This window comes from Kitasatospora sp. NPDC058478, from assembly GCF_042720345.1.
In the GTDB taxonomy this organism is placed as follows: Bacteria; Actinomycetota; Actinomycetes; order Streptomycetales; family Streptomycetaceae; genus Kitasatospora.
The window spans coordinates 1-12,836 of record NZ_JBHXML010000057.1 but is presented as its reverse complement, the minus strand read 5'-3'; the positions used below and the strand labels follow the sequence as shown (position 1 = coordinate 12,836).

Below are 12,836 nucleotides of genomic sequence, written 5' to 3'. Positions count from 1 at the left end.
GCGGGACGGGCTCCGAGGCCGGCACCCGGCGCCGCCTTCTCCAGGCACCCTGCCGATCCCCGGCAGGCAAGGCCCCGCACCCGGCACACTCGAACGAAGACCTTGCCTGTCGCGTACAGCTACGGCCGCCCGGTCAGGACCAGGCCTGGCGGCCCCCGGCGTCAACCGGGCTGATCAACCACCGCTCTTGCGGCGGAAGTTGCGCTTGCCGCCCACCGCGCCGTGGGCGCCGTGGATCTTCGAGTCGCCATTCGGGCCGCCGGCCGCGCTATCGGACTTGGCGCCGCGCTTGCGCTCCAGAGCGGCGAGGAACCGGGCCTTGACGTCGTCCTGGGCGGCGGGCGCGGGAGCCTCGGCAGCCCCCGTGACCTCCGGGCTCTCGACACTCTCGGCGCTCTTGGGGTTCTCAGATGACTCCACGTCGCTGCTCATGCAGAACCTCTTTCTTAAGGGATGGTGGCGGTTGATGACTTCACGCACACCATGTCATGCCCAAGCTTCCCATCTGCGGGTGGTACCGATCCTGTACGGACAGAACCTGCGCGCCCGCCCGGTCCTCAGAACCCAGCCGAATCTCTCCGGCAGGGTCCTGACGGGTTACCCGCAAGTAGAAATAGCGGGGGTAGTGCGCTGCGGGGGTGGTCGAGTGAGGGCGTTCGGTGAGCCTCTGCTGGGGTTTCGCCAGGCCGCTGCGCCGAGCTGGCCGAGGCAGCCGGGTTAGCCGCCAGGTCCATCAGGCATCCGGAGCGGGGCCGCCGGGAGCGGCCGCAGCGTCGCACGGTGGAACTGCTGGTGTCGACGCTGGGGCCGGTCGAGGCCGACGCCGCCGCGCTACTCGCGGCCGGTCGGGGCGGGGGCGCGCCGGCCGGGAGCAGTGGGCCAGGCCCCGGCCTGCTCTATCGCCGCAACCAGCTGGCGGTCCCGGAGCAGGCAGCCGGTGCGGCGCGGGCCGGCCGGGGTGGTACTGGTGCGGTCGGGCGCGGGGATAGGCAAGACCTCACTGGTGAACGTCTGGGCAACCGCCGAGCAGGCTCGCGGGATCCCGATGGTGCGGGCGACGATCTTCCCCGAGCCCCCCCCCCCGAGCACCGGCATCACAGGCTCGTCGGAGAAGCCCGGCAGCGGCCGCTGCCAGCGCGTAGCGGGAAACACCCGACGGCTCGTACCGGCCACGCGGATCTTGTCAACAAGGTGTTGCGCGGCCTTGTCGGGCAGCGGCAGCGTTCAGTGGCGGGCTGTGGCCCGTTCCCCTGCGATGGCCTTGCCACCGGCGTCTGCCGCTTTCAGGCCTGTGATCTCCCGCGTGCGCAGACCTCGCAGGGCCAGATCGAGGGCACGGTCCGCGGGGGGGCGAGGCCGGGGCGGTCTGACCCGCTACAGCGTCGACCCCAACCGGCACGAGCTGCTCGCCACCTGGGGAACCGGCGAGGGCGACCTCGCCACCCGAGTGGCTTCCCTCCCGGCCGAAGCCGATACCTCCGTTCTCCTGGGCCTGGCCCGCGCGCTCAGCCACCTGTCCGACGCCGCCTGGCGCACCTACCCCCACCCCGTCAGTGCGGCCGGCTCGCTGGAGCCCAACTCCGAGGGCTGGCGCCGCGACGAGGAAGGCAAGCACTTCAGCGAGGTCACGGACGCGATCGCCAAACCGAACCTCCCCAGGTACGGCTCGATGATCGTCTCCTACAGCCCCCTGATCGAATCCGCCAACCGCGTCGGACGGGCCCTCCACGACATCGACGACCCCGACCTCACGAAGGCCGTGCTCGCCGAGGCCGCCACCGAGGTCGCCGTCGTCGAGAGTGCCGAACTCGGCGACCTGGCCGGCCGCGCGCAGCAGGCCGTCCTCCTCAGTAGGGAGGACGCCTCCCCCGTCCAGGTGTCCGCCGCCGACCGCCTCCTGGAGCAGAACCCGTTCGGGCCAGCCGAGCTCTTCTCCTCAGTCGACCCCACCGCGGCCGCCGTCGCTACGGCGCACTGGCTCGCTGCCGCGGCCGAGGTCACCGCCGACGCCTCCGGCCGCGATGCCGTCGACGTCGTCCAAGAGGCCGACAACATCGAAGCGCTCCCCCACGAGACCCCCACCCTCGTCCTCGGCCTCATCGACGCCGGCGCCACCCCGCACGAGGCCGTCACAGGCCTCGTCCGCCACGCCCTCCACGCCCTCCACGTAGCCGACGGCCTGCTCCCCGACCCCACCGCCCTGCGCGAGCAGCTCGACGACCTGGAGGAGACCCTCGTTGACTACGGCGACAACGCACCCGACCTCGCCGACGTCGAGCTGCGCCTGCCCCCGCTCGACCCGAAGCGCCCGGCCCGCGACCTCCTCGAAGACCTCCTCACCGGCATCCACGCCTGCTGGCTCCTCCACACCGAGTACGACGACCTCGACGACGAAGACGACGACACCAGCGCGGAGGACTGGACCGCCGAACAGGCCGAAAAGCACCAGCGGCGCAGCCGCGAGCGTTTCGCCCAGCTCGTCCGCGAAAACGCCGCTCACCGCGAACCGCTCGTCTGACCACTCCGCCCAGACACCGCAGCAGCCCCGCGCCCGACCACCCTGCGGATCTCCCTTTGCCATGAATCAAGGGAGATCCGCAGGTCAGCGCCAATTTCGTGGAGCTCGTGGTCGCACGGTGATCGCCCCGCGAGCGCACACTGGAAGCAAAAACGACTCGCGCACGATCCTCCCGAGGCGATCACCATGCGCTGCTCACCCACCCCCTCAGACGACCAGGACCGGGGACGCGTCTACCGACGCTGCGGCTGCCGCGACGACCACCGCCACCAGCTCGGCACCACCTGCTCCCGCCTCGCCACCGACCCGCACCACGGCACCTGGGCCTTCGCCGTCGACACCCCGCCCGCCGACGGCCACCGCCGCACCGTCCGCGGCGCCGGCTTCCCCGACGAACTCCGCGCCAGCATCGCGCTGCAGCGCTCCAACGAGGGCCTGGCCCTGTGCGTCATCACCGACCCCAGGCAGCGCACCGCCGACTACCTGAGGGACTGGCTCGACGAGAAGGAGCTGCGCCTCAAGCCCACCGCCATAGCCCGCTACCGCACCTACACCGAACAGGACCTCATCCCCGCCCTCGGCACCATCCCCTGATCGACCTCACCCGCCAGCACCTGGCCGCCTTCGTCACCAACCAGCTGCGCCGGGGCCGCGGCCAGGTCACCGTCTACCAGATCATGGCCACCCTCTCCAGCGCCTTCAGCAGCGCCGTCCACGACGGCCGCCTCGCCCGCAACCCCGCCAAACCCCCACTGCTCCCCCGCCCTGCCTCCGCCCCGAGACGCCTGTGGACCGAGGAACAGACCGCCCGCTTTCTACGCTTCACCCACGTCACCGACCCCCTCTACGCCGACCTCGCCGAACTCATGATCGGCACCGGCATCCGAAAAGGCGAAGCCCTCGCCCTCCACTGGGACGACGTCCACCTCACCGACCGCACCCTGTTCGTCCGCGCAACCCTCTCCGTCATCGACAACAACCAACTCCTGCTCACCGCCCCCAAGATCAGGGCCAGCAGGACATGGGTCGCCCTCTCCGACCGCGTCGTCGACACCCTCGAAGACCGGGCGGGTTCACTGGCCTTCGGCGAGATCACCCCCGCCAGCGGCTACGTCCTCCACCGCCACGGCCGCCCCCTGCACCCCAAGAACGTCCTCGACCGCTTCCACCTGCTCTGCGACAAGGCTGGCGTCCCCCGCATCGCCCTGCACGACCTGCGCCACCTCGCCGCCAGTTTCGCCCTGGCCGCGGGCGTGCCCCTGCCCGTCATCTCCAAGACCCTGCGCCACCGCGCCCTGTCGACGACCGCGAACATCTACGCCGACCTCACGAAACTCGCCGCCCGCGCGGCCGTCGACGCCGTCGCCTGGATCCTCGATGGCGCCGACCACGCCGTCCTCGGCCAACCCGTCTGCCGCGCCCAGCGCCCCTGGCGCCAGCGCCCGCGCCTCCACCGGCAACTGGTCGCCTACCAGCAGCCCCGGCCAGAAGAACCGTCCACGCCCTGGCCGATGTGGCCCGGTGACCACCGTGCGACCACCAGCTGACCCGGAAACAGAAAGAGCCGACACTCGGTCTCCCAAGTGCCGGCCCTCGCAACCGACTTCACAGTCGGGACGACAGGATTTGAACCTGCGACCCCTTGACCCCCAGTCGCCCAGCCGTAGCCATCGTTGCACGTCAGACGGTAGACAGCCCGTGCTGTTCGTTCACCGAAGGACGCCTCAGAGGCAATGGTGATCGACGCGTGGTCCCCGGTTCTCCCCGCTCCAGACCCTCCCCGGCTCCGTCGCAGCTCTCGTGGCCCAAGCCGTTGGAGTAGCCCGGTCCAGACGGGGCCGCTCCGGGGCTCCGTCGGCCACGCAAGCCGCCCCCGTCACCCATTCCGCGGTCCGCCATGCATTGGTGGACGCTCAGGTGTTCGGGCACGAGCTCAGACTCTCCACTGTAGGTTTAGCCCTGTCATCAGCGCGGCCCGCCGGGCTTCCCTCCAGGGACATGCCCCCACCCGCACGAGTCACTTCGTGCTGCCTGGGAGCATGTCTTGCTGTTCCGCGACTCCGCGTCCGCGGTCGCCGCCGAGAGCCTGGCCGGATCACTGTTCGTACGCCTCATCGACCAGTTCGTCCACAAGCACGGCCACAAGCCCAGCCCGTCCGAGGTGCGGTCCTGGGAACGGAGCATCCCGGTCCTGACCAACGCGCTCCTGGACGCCGGACTCGGCATGGTCGAGGTACTCCTCGAGTACTCGCTCCCGCTCAACAGCAAGCGAGCCGACGTCATACTCGCCGGCGTCCACCCGGGCACGGGAGAATCGTCCTATGTGGTGGTCGAACTCAAACAGTGGAGCAGCGCGGCCCCGGAGGACGGTGAGCCGCTGCTCTGCCGGGTCGACACATTCACCCGACCGGTGCTGAACCCGATCGAGCAGGTCCGCGGCTACTGCGACTACCTCATCGCCTTCAACGGCGCGCTCGCCGCCCGCCCCGAGCGGCTGTCCGGGGTGGCCTTCCTGCACAACGCGACGGAGTTCGGCGTCCAGGGCCTCTACGAGGTGCCGCAGGACGAGCGCGGCCGGCTCTTCACCGCCGAGCGCCGCGGTGAGTTCGTCCAGTACCTCCGCTCGAAGCTGAAGCCGGTCTCCGGCGCGGAGGCTGCGGACCAGTTACTTGCGGGCAAGGTGGCCCCGTCCAAGCAGCTGATGGCGGTCGCCGCCGACGAGGTCCGCGAGCGCGAACAGTTCGTCCTGCTGGACGAGCAGCGCGTCGCCTACGAGCTGGTGCTGCGCGCGGTACGCCAGGCGCAGCAGTCCGACCGCAAGGAGGTCGTCGTCATCACGGGCGGCCCGGGTACCGGGAAGAGCGTCATCGCGCTGTCCCTCCTGGGCGATCTGTACCGGCGTGGTGTCACGGCCCTGCACGCGACCGGGTCCAGCTCGTTCACCACCACCATGCGCCGGATCGCCGGCGCGCGGAAGCGTGAGGTCCAGGACCTGTTCAAGTACTTCAACAGCTTCATGACCGCCGAGCGCAACGGTCTGGACGTATTGATCTGCGACGAGGCCCACCGGATCCGGGAGACGTCGGCCAACCGCTACACGCGGGCCGCCCAGCGCACCGGCAAGCCCCAGATCGAGGAGCTGATCGACGCCGCCCGGGTGCCTGTCTTCCTGCTGGACGAGCACCAGGTCGTCCGGCCTGGCGAGATGGGCACTGTGGCCCAGATCCGGGCGGCCGCCGCCGTGAAGGGCCTGGGCTGCCAGGTGGTCGAGCTGGACAGCCAGTTCCGCTGCGGCGGCAGCGACGCCTACCTGCACTGGGTGGTGCGCCTCCTGAACCTCGAGCCCGGTGGCCCCGTCGACTGGGAGCCCGACGGCAAGGTCGCCCTGGAGGTGGTCGACAGCCCCCATGCGCTGGAGGCGTTCCTCGACGCCCGCCGCGCGGAGGGATACGGCGCCCGCATGTCGGCCGGGTACTGCTGGAAGTGGACGACGAAGGTGGCCCCAGGAGACCCGCTCCCCCCCGACGTGCACATCGGTGACTGGGCCCGCCCGTGGAACGTGTACGGCGACCGCTCGATCGCCGGCGCCCCGCCAGCCGCGTTGTGGGCCACCGACCCGGCCGGCTTCGGCCAGGTCGGCTGCGTGTACACCGCCCAGGGCTTCGAGTACGACTGGAGCGGTGTCATCCTCGGGCCGGACCTCGTCTGGCGGACCGACCGGTGGATCACCGACCGGACGGCGTCCAAGGACCCCGTTTTCCGCAAGTCCACCACCGACGCCGACATCGACCGCCTGATCCGCAACACCTACAAGGTGCTGCTGACACGCGGAATGATCGGAACGGTCGTGTACTCGACGGACCCGGAGACACGCGCCAAACTGCGGAACCTGGTGGCCGGCCAACAGGTGGAGCAGATCGAGGTGGCGCACGGCCGTCGCGGCTGATCGGCACTCACAGCGCCGGGCCGACGGGCTCCCGGGGTTCGCCTCGGAATACCTGTTCGCCGTGCCACCGCCGGTGCAGGCCTGCGACCAGTGGAGCCCCTGCCTGCGGGCCGATGACCGGCCGTCCGGCCAACGCCAGCACGTGCTGGCGGCTTGCCTCGCTGCGTCCGACGAAGCGCTGTGAGACGGGTATGCGGCACCCCTCCCCAAGACCCAGGATGCCCTTGTCGAAAAGCTTGTGGTGCAAGGAGCGCAGGCACAGACCGTTGTCGACCTCATCCGGCCCGTCGTGGGATCACCAACGCACATGCGCCCGCTTCCGGTCCGACCGTGCTCGTTCCCAGCATTCCCCGGATGAGGACGAGCCTCATTCAGATCTCGCGCGCCTCACCGGACACCAAGCTCGTTCTCATCGCCTGCGCTTGCTCCCTGGCCGACGGTGTGATCCGCCTTGAGTGGGAATCCGCGGAACTCCGCCGCGAGGACAGGTCATTGATCTGGCACCGCCATGAGCCCCTGCCCATCCCACGGCAGCGCTGACGCGACAGCTTCGCGCGCCGACGGTGAGCCCTTTGCCTCTGCCCCTGCGGGGCATGGCGGCGGACCGGCGTGCGTCTTGCGAGGTTCCGCTCGCTGATCCCCGACGCCAACGCGTCCACGCGGTAGCATCATTGCGCTGCGCACCTTCCCGGAGGGTACGAGGCCTAGGTTCCGTGCGCCCTCGACAGGCGGCGATTGACGGATGGTTGTGCCCGTCAGATGGTCAACATCTGACGTGAGCGTGGTTGCCCGGTAGGGTGCCCCCTGCCATTCCGATATCACTACCTGGGGATGGCCGCATGACCTCGATCGAGTACAAGCCTGCGCGTCGTGGACGGATCCGCAAGATCCTCACCGACATCGCCGTCGGAGTCGCCTCCAACATGCTGGTGGCGGCGCTGACCTCGGTGGCGCACCTGCTCTTCTGACGCAGGTCAGTGGCGGGCCCGGCGAGCCCGCCACTTCCACCTTTCCACACCTTCCGTCAGAACAAGCGAAGGTCGTTCTTGGGCTTCTTCCGTCCCCGCTTCGGATGGGCGTGATGCCATGGCAAGCTCTCCCGAGTCGGCCGCAATCCGTGGATCTCGGTCTCCCCAACAAGGCCCTTGAGGTAGGCCCGGGTCTCCTCGTCCGTGGAATAGAGCACCGTCGCCCGGCTGGCCCGGGTCATCAGCACGTGGTAGGCGTGCCGAATCAGGCGGGCGAACTCCTCGTCACCGACGCTACTCGCACTGACCTTCGGATCAAGCGATCCTGGAACTCTCACCCGTCTTACACCTTGCGCCGACTTCTCCGTCTCCTTGCCTCGGCGGAACACCCACTGGTCGTCCCGGCGCACCATGTCATCGCCCATGATCACTCCGCACCAGTCCCACTCGAGGCCCTGTGCGGTGTACACACAGCCGATCTGGCCAATGCCGTTCTTGTGCATCGACCACCTGACACCGGGCGGGACGCCGTCCGCGCAGAAGCTGTCGCTCTTCGCGTTCCACGGCTCGTGCCAGTCACCGATCCTGACATCCCGCTCCAGTCGCTTCTCCCGGCCCAGAGGCTCGGTCCAAGGCCAGCAGTAGCCGGCAACCATACGCGCGGATGCCCCGGCGCTCTCCTCGCCGAGGATGATGTCCCTGAGCGCGTCCGGCGTGTCCACCACCTCGACATGCATCAAGCCGTCCGGCGTCCAGTGCTCAGGTTCGTCATCCGACATACCGAGCAGCGCGTACACCCAGCGGACATACGCGTCACTGCCACCGCATCGGAACTGCTCGCGGAGGCCGTACCGCACCACCTTGGCTCCGCGCCGATCAGCCGCCTGCTGGATCAGGTCGACCGTGCCGACCTCCTTCGGACGAACGACCTGGCCTTCGTCGAGGAAGAACACCGTCAGCCGGGACGCATCGAGGAGTTCGTCCACCTGCGGCCGAGATCCCTGCTTCTCCGGCGGCCAGAACCGGTTCTCGGAGCGGTCACGGAGTCGGTGTGCCTCATCGCAGATCAGAACATCGAGCAGCGGGTCGGGCGTCGTGACATAATCGAAGAAGTAGGTGAAGGTCTCCTTGAACTCCCGGTCACCGACACCGACGTGCTCCTGCATCGCCGCGTTGAAGGCCCTGCTCCCGCTGGCGTAGTTGACGTTCCGGCCAGCGGCCTCCAGCTCCGCCTTGATCTGCAGGCCGATAGCGCTCTTGCCGGTGCCTGCGCCACCGGTCACCAGGAAAACTACTCGTCGCTCGTCCGGAACCAGCGCGGACTGCTTCGAGGAGGGCAGTACCTTGGCAGCTGTCTCCAGGATCTGATCAGCCACCTCCTTCTGCCGCCCCCGCAGGGTGAAGACCGTGTCCGTGCCCCGGGACCACATCATCGCGTCGAGCAGCGGTGCGTTGCGCACGCCGATGCCCTGCAGTAGCAGCTCGGCCTCGGTGCCGCCGCCGTCAGCGGCAAAGTGTCCCTGCAAGTCGGTCAGCAACTGGCGGCGACGATCACCGGTGTACACCCGCGCATAGACACCCGTCGGTGCGTCCACGTCGATCAGCGGACGGACAGAGTCCTCAGTGGCGTTGTGCAGGTAGGCAAAGCCGCCGCACTCGATGTCGACCATGCCGAAGGGGCCTCGGCTGCCGGTGAACGCATGGTAGTACTCGCGCAGTTGCAGCGCAGGGTGCTTCTTGGGCTTCGCCAGGCCCGCCACGTAGATCTGGTCCGCAATGGCCCGCTCGACCCTGGTCACGGTCGACCAACGCTTCAGCTCCACCAGCTGGACGGACGGCCGATTCTCGCGCGGGTGGCGGCCCACCAGGACGACGTCCACGAGCCTGGGACTGCTCCCCTTGATGTCCTCGTCAGCAGTCGCGGCGCACTCAACGACCATCTGCACATTGCCACGATCAGCGGCGACCAAATCGTTCGCCAGACAAATCAGACTCTCCGCCCACGCAACCCGCTCCGTCTCCGAAGCCTCGTGCTCCCGGAACTTTCGCCACCGTTCGGCAAGATGCGGCACCATCCGGCGACGCGCGTTCAGAGTGAGCAGATCCTGCGCCGACAACTTCAGCAGGAGCATGGGCACGAAGGGACTCCCCCAGACCAGACCACGAGTGATTCGTGCGGGTTGGGGGCATGTCCTCAGCGGGAAGCCTGTCGGGCCGCAAACAGTACCGCCGATCCTACGTGCAGAAGCGGCCGTCAGTACACAATGCTCAGCGGCGATACGTACATCAAGAGATCATTCTCATCCCGGGCGAAGGCCCGGCCGCGCAATACCCCCAGTCGCCCGGCCATTGCCATCTCTGCACGTCAGACGGTAGACAGCCCGCGCTGTTCGTTCACCCAAAAAGCCCTCAAAGGCGGAGGTGAATAGCGCGTGGTCCCAGATCGCCCCCGACTGATGCACTGACCAGCGTCTCCAAGGAGCTGAACCAGTCGATGCCCTCGGCCCCGGCCAGCAGCTACGGGCGCCCACCCTCGCACGTCAGCCGCGACGAGGACTCATCCGCCCACGCCACTGATCCCCCGCCGCGGCCATCAGTTACTTTCCTTTGCGGCACGGCCCTGGGAGGGCTTCACCGGCCTTCTCTTCGATGTGTGCAACACACCACGGCTGAGCATGTTTCAGGAGGACACCACGTCTCTCGACCCTGCCCTCGACGACCCCCTGGGCCTTGGCCAACGTGTACTCGCCAGCCACCGCGGAACGCCGCCGCCAGCTCGATAGCGAAGTGCGAGGTATGCCCTACGTCCGGGTACACCAGCGCCCGTCCGCGCGTGTCCCAATAGTCCCGAGCCACGGTTTCAGTCCGCCCGGAGCGAGAACCTAACCGGTTGAGACAATACGACCGCCGCTGAGTCGAGGTCCGCGAGTCTGGTGGCGAGTGTGGCCAGAGCCAGCCGCTCGGGGAGTGCCTCGTGAAACTTCAGTCCGCGCATGGCTTTCACATCGACGTCTGGCAGGCACAGCCGTGAGACCGCATCCGCCGTTCCGACCTTCCACATCTGTGGGGTGAGGTCGGTGCGTAGGCGCAGGTATTCGTCGGAGAAGCGCTGGCGTTCGTCGGTGAGGCCGGCAAGGGTGGCGGTGAGGGTGGCGTTGGCGCGGTAGCCGGCCCAGGTCCACCAGCGGATGTCGTCGCCGGCTCGGGTGATGACGGTGCCGCCGGGGTGGACGGTGTCGACGTTCTGTTCGCGCACGTGGGCGAGCTGTTGGGTGGCGCGGCGGGTGGGTTTGACCGGCGGGTCGGTTCCGAGCAGGACGTCGCGGGCGGACTGGTTGAGCGCGTAGGAGGTGCCGCTGTAGCCGGTGCCGAACCAGCGTGCGCGGCCGGCGAGGTCTGAGGGTTCGACGTAGCAGCGGCGTCTGGTCCAGTCGATCCAGGTGACTTTCCAGCTTCGCCCACCGAGGAGGAGGACCCGGGGTCCGTCGATCTTCTCGGTGAGGAGCATGGGGTCGGTGCGGCCGATCTCCTGGCGGCCGGCGAGGACGGTGAATTCGGGTGGTGCGGTGAAGACGGCAGTGATGCCCATGAAGTGGCGGCGGCCGAACTTCTCCTCGGCGGCCGGGCCGATGAACAGCAGCTCGCCGTCCTGGTCGAGGAAGCCGTCGTTCACCAGGTGCCGCAGGATGGGTTCGGCGCTGCGGTCGAACGGGGGCAGGCTGTTCCAGCCCTGGTTCCAGAGTCCTTGGGCGATCTTGTGCTCTTGCAGGCTGAGAGCCAGGAGTTGCTGGGCGACGATGTGCCGGGGCTCGGGCGGGGCGGTGACCGGTTCGATGTAACCGCGGCCCCACAGGACTAGGAGTGCCGAGGCGCTCAGGAGTGCCTCGTGGCTGCGGGCGAGGAAGAGGCAGTTGCGGTTGGAGCCTGCGCGGCGTCCGGTGCGGCCGATGCGTTGGAGGAAGGAGGCGACGGTAGTGGGGGCGTCGATCTGGATGACGCGGTCCAAGTCGCCGACGTCGATGCCGAGTTCGAGGGTGCTGGTGGAGACGATGACGCAGTCGCGGGCCTCGGCGAAGGCGGCTTCGGCGCGGCGCCGTTCGTCGAGGGAGAGGGAGGCGTGGGAGAGGAAGGTGGTGACGCCTGCGGCGCGGAGTGCGGCGCCGAGTTCTTCGACGCGCTGCCGGGAGTCGCAGAAGACCAGCCGCTTCTCGCCTCGGTGGAGGGCGGCGATGACCTTGGCCGCGTTGGCGGTTGATCCGACGTAGTCGAGTTCGATGTCTCCCGGTGGTGTCACCGTCGTGGCGTCGGCGACGGCCCGTGGAGCGAGGTCGACGCCGGGGGCGACGACCTGGGCGGGTCGCAGGCCGCGGCCCGAGCCTTGCAGCCAGTGGAGGAGGTCGCCCGGGTTGCCGACCGTGGCGGACAGGCCGACGCGTTGGATGGGCCGTCCGGCCAGCTGCTGGAGGCGTTCGAGGACGGCGAGCAGGTGCCAGCCGCGGTCGTCGCCGGCGAAAGCGTGGACCTCGTCGACGACGATGGTCCGGAGGTCGGCGAAGAGGCGGTGCTGGTCGACCTTGGTGCTCACCAGCATGGCCTCGATCGACTCGGGCGTGGTGAGCAGGATGTCCGGCGGGTCGGTGAGGATGCGCCGGCGTGCGGTCTGGGGGATGTCGCCGTGCCAGAGTGCCGCGCGCCGTCCGAGCCATCCGGCGTACGTTTCGAGGCGTGGCAAGAGGTTGTTCAGCAGGGCCTTGAGCGGGCACACGTACAGCACCGACAGGCCCGTCCAGCGGTGCTGTTCCATGGCGGACAGCAGCGGGAACGACGCGGCTTCGGTCTTGCCGCCGGCAGTGGGGGCGAGCAGGACCGCGTCCGAGCCGTCGAGCAACGGGGCGATGGCCTCCTGCTGGAGGGGGCGGAGTTCGCGCCAGCCGAGGGAGTTGACGATGTGGTGGACGAGAGCGGGCTGGAGCCGGGACAGGGCGGCCGTCCCGGCCCCTGAGCCGGAAGATGCATCGGCATCGCTCATAGGTCGAGCTCGATGTCGCCCGCGGAAGCGGCGCTGCGTTCGGCTTCGCTCAGCTCGGCCGAGGAGAGGGTGAGGGCGTAGTGCCGGCGCGGGTCGAAGTCGTCGAACTCGTCGACCCGGTCGAGGACATCGGCGACGAGTTTGCGCAGGAAGACGCGCGGGGCGATGCCGACCTGGCCGCCGAGCCCGCCGGTGACGGCGGTGGCGAGTTCGGCGATGTAGGCGTTGTCGACGAGTTCGGCGACCCGGTCCGGGTTGCGGGCAGCTCCGGCGTAGAGGTCCAATGCCGCGTAGTTAAGGGGTGGTTGGGCTGGTCAAGACCACGTCCGGGTGATGTTCCAGCCGGTCGGGAACGGCCCATTCGGGAGCGAGGAT

9 protein-coding genes and 2 pseudogenes are annotated in these 12,836 nt (G+C 68.9%); 5 read left to right on the top strand and 6 right to left on the bottom strand.

All coding sequences use genetic code 11. The annotated features are described in order from the left end of the window. Positions 1 to 174: 174 nt before the first annotated feature. Together ACFWPT_RS28305 and ACFWPT_RS28300 are read right to left on the bottom strand one after the other, a co-directional pair. On the bottom strand, positions 175 to 432 hold the full coding sequence (locus ACFWPT_RS28305; protein ID WP_380485211.1) for a DUF5302 domain-containing protein: 258 nt from the start codon (positions 430 to 432) through the stop codon (positions 175 to 177). A 399-nt stretch (positions 433 to 831) separates the two neighbouring features. Then, positions 832 to 993, bottom strand: a complete 162-nt coding sequence (locus ACFWPT_RS28300; protein ID WP_380485209.1) for a hypothetical protein — start codon at positions 991 to 993, stop codon at positions 832 to 834. A gap of 310 nt (positions 994 to 1,303) precedes the next feature. Here ACFWPT_RS28300 and ACFWPT_RS28295 point away from each other — a divergent pair, with 310 nt between their 5' ends. The 4 genes from ACFWPT_RS28295 to ACFWPT_RS28280 all read left to right on the top strand — a co-directional run bounded on the left by ACFWPT_RS28295 (position 1,304) and on the right by ACFWPT_RS28280 (position 6,464). Beyond that, the gene (locus ACFWPT_RS28295) at positions 1,304 to 2,518 is read left to right on the top strand and encodes a hypothetical protein (protein ID WP_380485207.1); all 1,215 of its coding nucleotides are present in this window, start codon (positions 1,304 to 1,306) and stop codon (positions 2,516 to 2,518) included. 186 nt (positions 2,519 to 2,704) lie between these two features. Beyond that, positions 2,705 to 3,112 carry a hypothetical protein gene (locus ACFWPT_RS28290; protein ID WP_380485205.1) on the top strand — a complete coding sequence of 136 codons (408 nt, stop codon included), beginning with the start codon at positions 2,705 to 2,707 and terminating at the stop codon, positions 3,110 to 3,112. Positions 3,113 to 3,195: 83 nt separating this feature from the next. Next, positions 3,196 to 4,065 (top strand): tyrosine-type recombinase/integrase, encoded by an 870-nt coding sequence (locus ACFWPT_RS28285; RefSeq protein ID WP_380485203.1) that lies wholly within the window; start codon positions 3,196 to 3,198, stop codon positions 4,063 to 4,065. A gap of 497 nt (positions 4,066 to 4,562) precedes the next feature. Further along, a complete protein-coding gene (locus ACFWPT_RS28280; protein ID WP_380485201.1) occupies positions 4,563 to 6,464 on the top strand; it encodes a DNA/RNA helicase domain-containing protein in 1,902 nt (633 codons plus the stop codon). Positions 6,465 to 6,471: 7 nt separating this feature from the next. Here ACFWPT_RS28280 and ACFWPT_RS28275 read toward each other — a convergent pair. Beyond that, positions 6,472 to 6,814: pseudogene (locus tag ACFWPT_RS28275) on the bottom strand (HNH endonuclease); the annotation flags it as partial. A 489-nt stretch (positions 6,815 to 7,303) separates the two neighbouring features. On the opposite strand from ACFWPT_RS28275, the gene ACFWPT_RS28270 reads away from it, so the two are divergent. Beyond that, the gene (locus tag ACFWPT_RS28270; RefSeq protein WP_363586125.1) at positions 7,304 to 7,432 is read left to right on the top strand and encodes a DUF6408 family protein; all 129 of its coding nucleotides are present in this window, start codon (positions 7,304 to 7,306) and stop codon (positions 7,430 to 7,432) included. Between the two features lie 56 nt (positions 7,433 to 7,488). On the opposite strand, the gene ACFWPT_RS28265 is transcribed toward ACFWPT_RS28270, so the two are convergent. From ACFWPT_RS28265 to ACFWPT_RS28255, 3 genes and pseudogenes are all read right to left on the bottom strand, one after another. Further along, on the bottom strand, positions 7,489 to 9,564 hold the full coding sequence (locus ACFWPT_RS28265; protein WP_380485198.1) for a DUF2075 domain-containing protein: 2,076 nt from the start codon (positions 9,562 to 9,564) through the stop codon (positions 7,489 to 7,491). 728 nt (positions 9,565 to 10,292) lie between these two features. After that, positions 10,293 to 12,461, bottom strand: coding sequence for a DEAD/DEAH box helicase (locus ACFWPT_RS28260; RefSeq protein WP_380485196.1), 2,169 nt, complete (start codon positions 12,459 to 12,461; stop codon positions 10,293 to 10,295). Next, a pseudogene (locus tag ACFWPT_RS28255) lies at positions 12,458 to 12,742 on the bottom strand (BREX system ATP-binding domain-containing protein); the annotation flags it as partial. The pseudogene ACFWPT_RS28255 and the gene ACFWPT_RS28260, both read right to left, overlap by 4 nt. Positions 12,743 to 12,836: the final 94 nt, after the last annotated feature.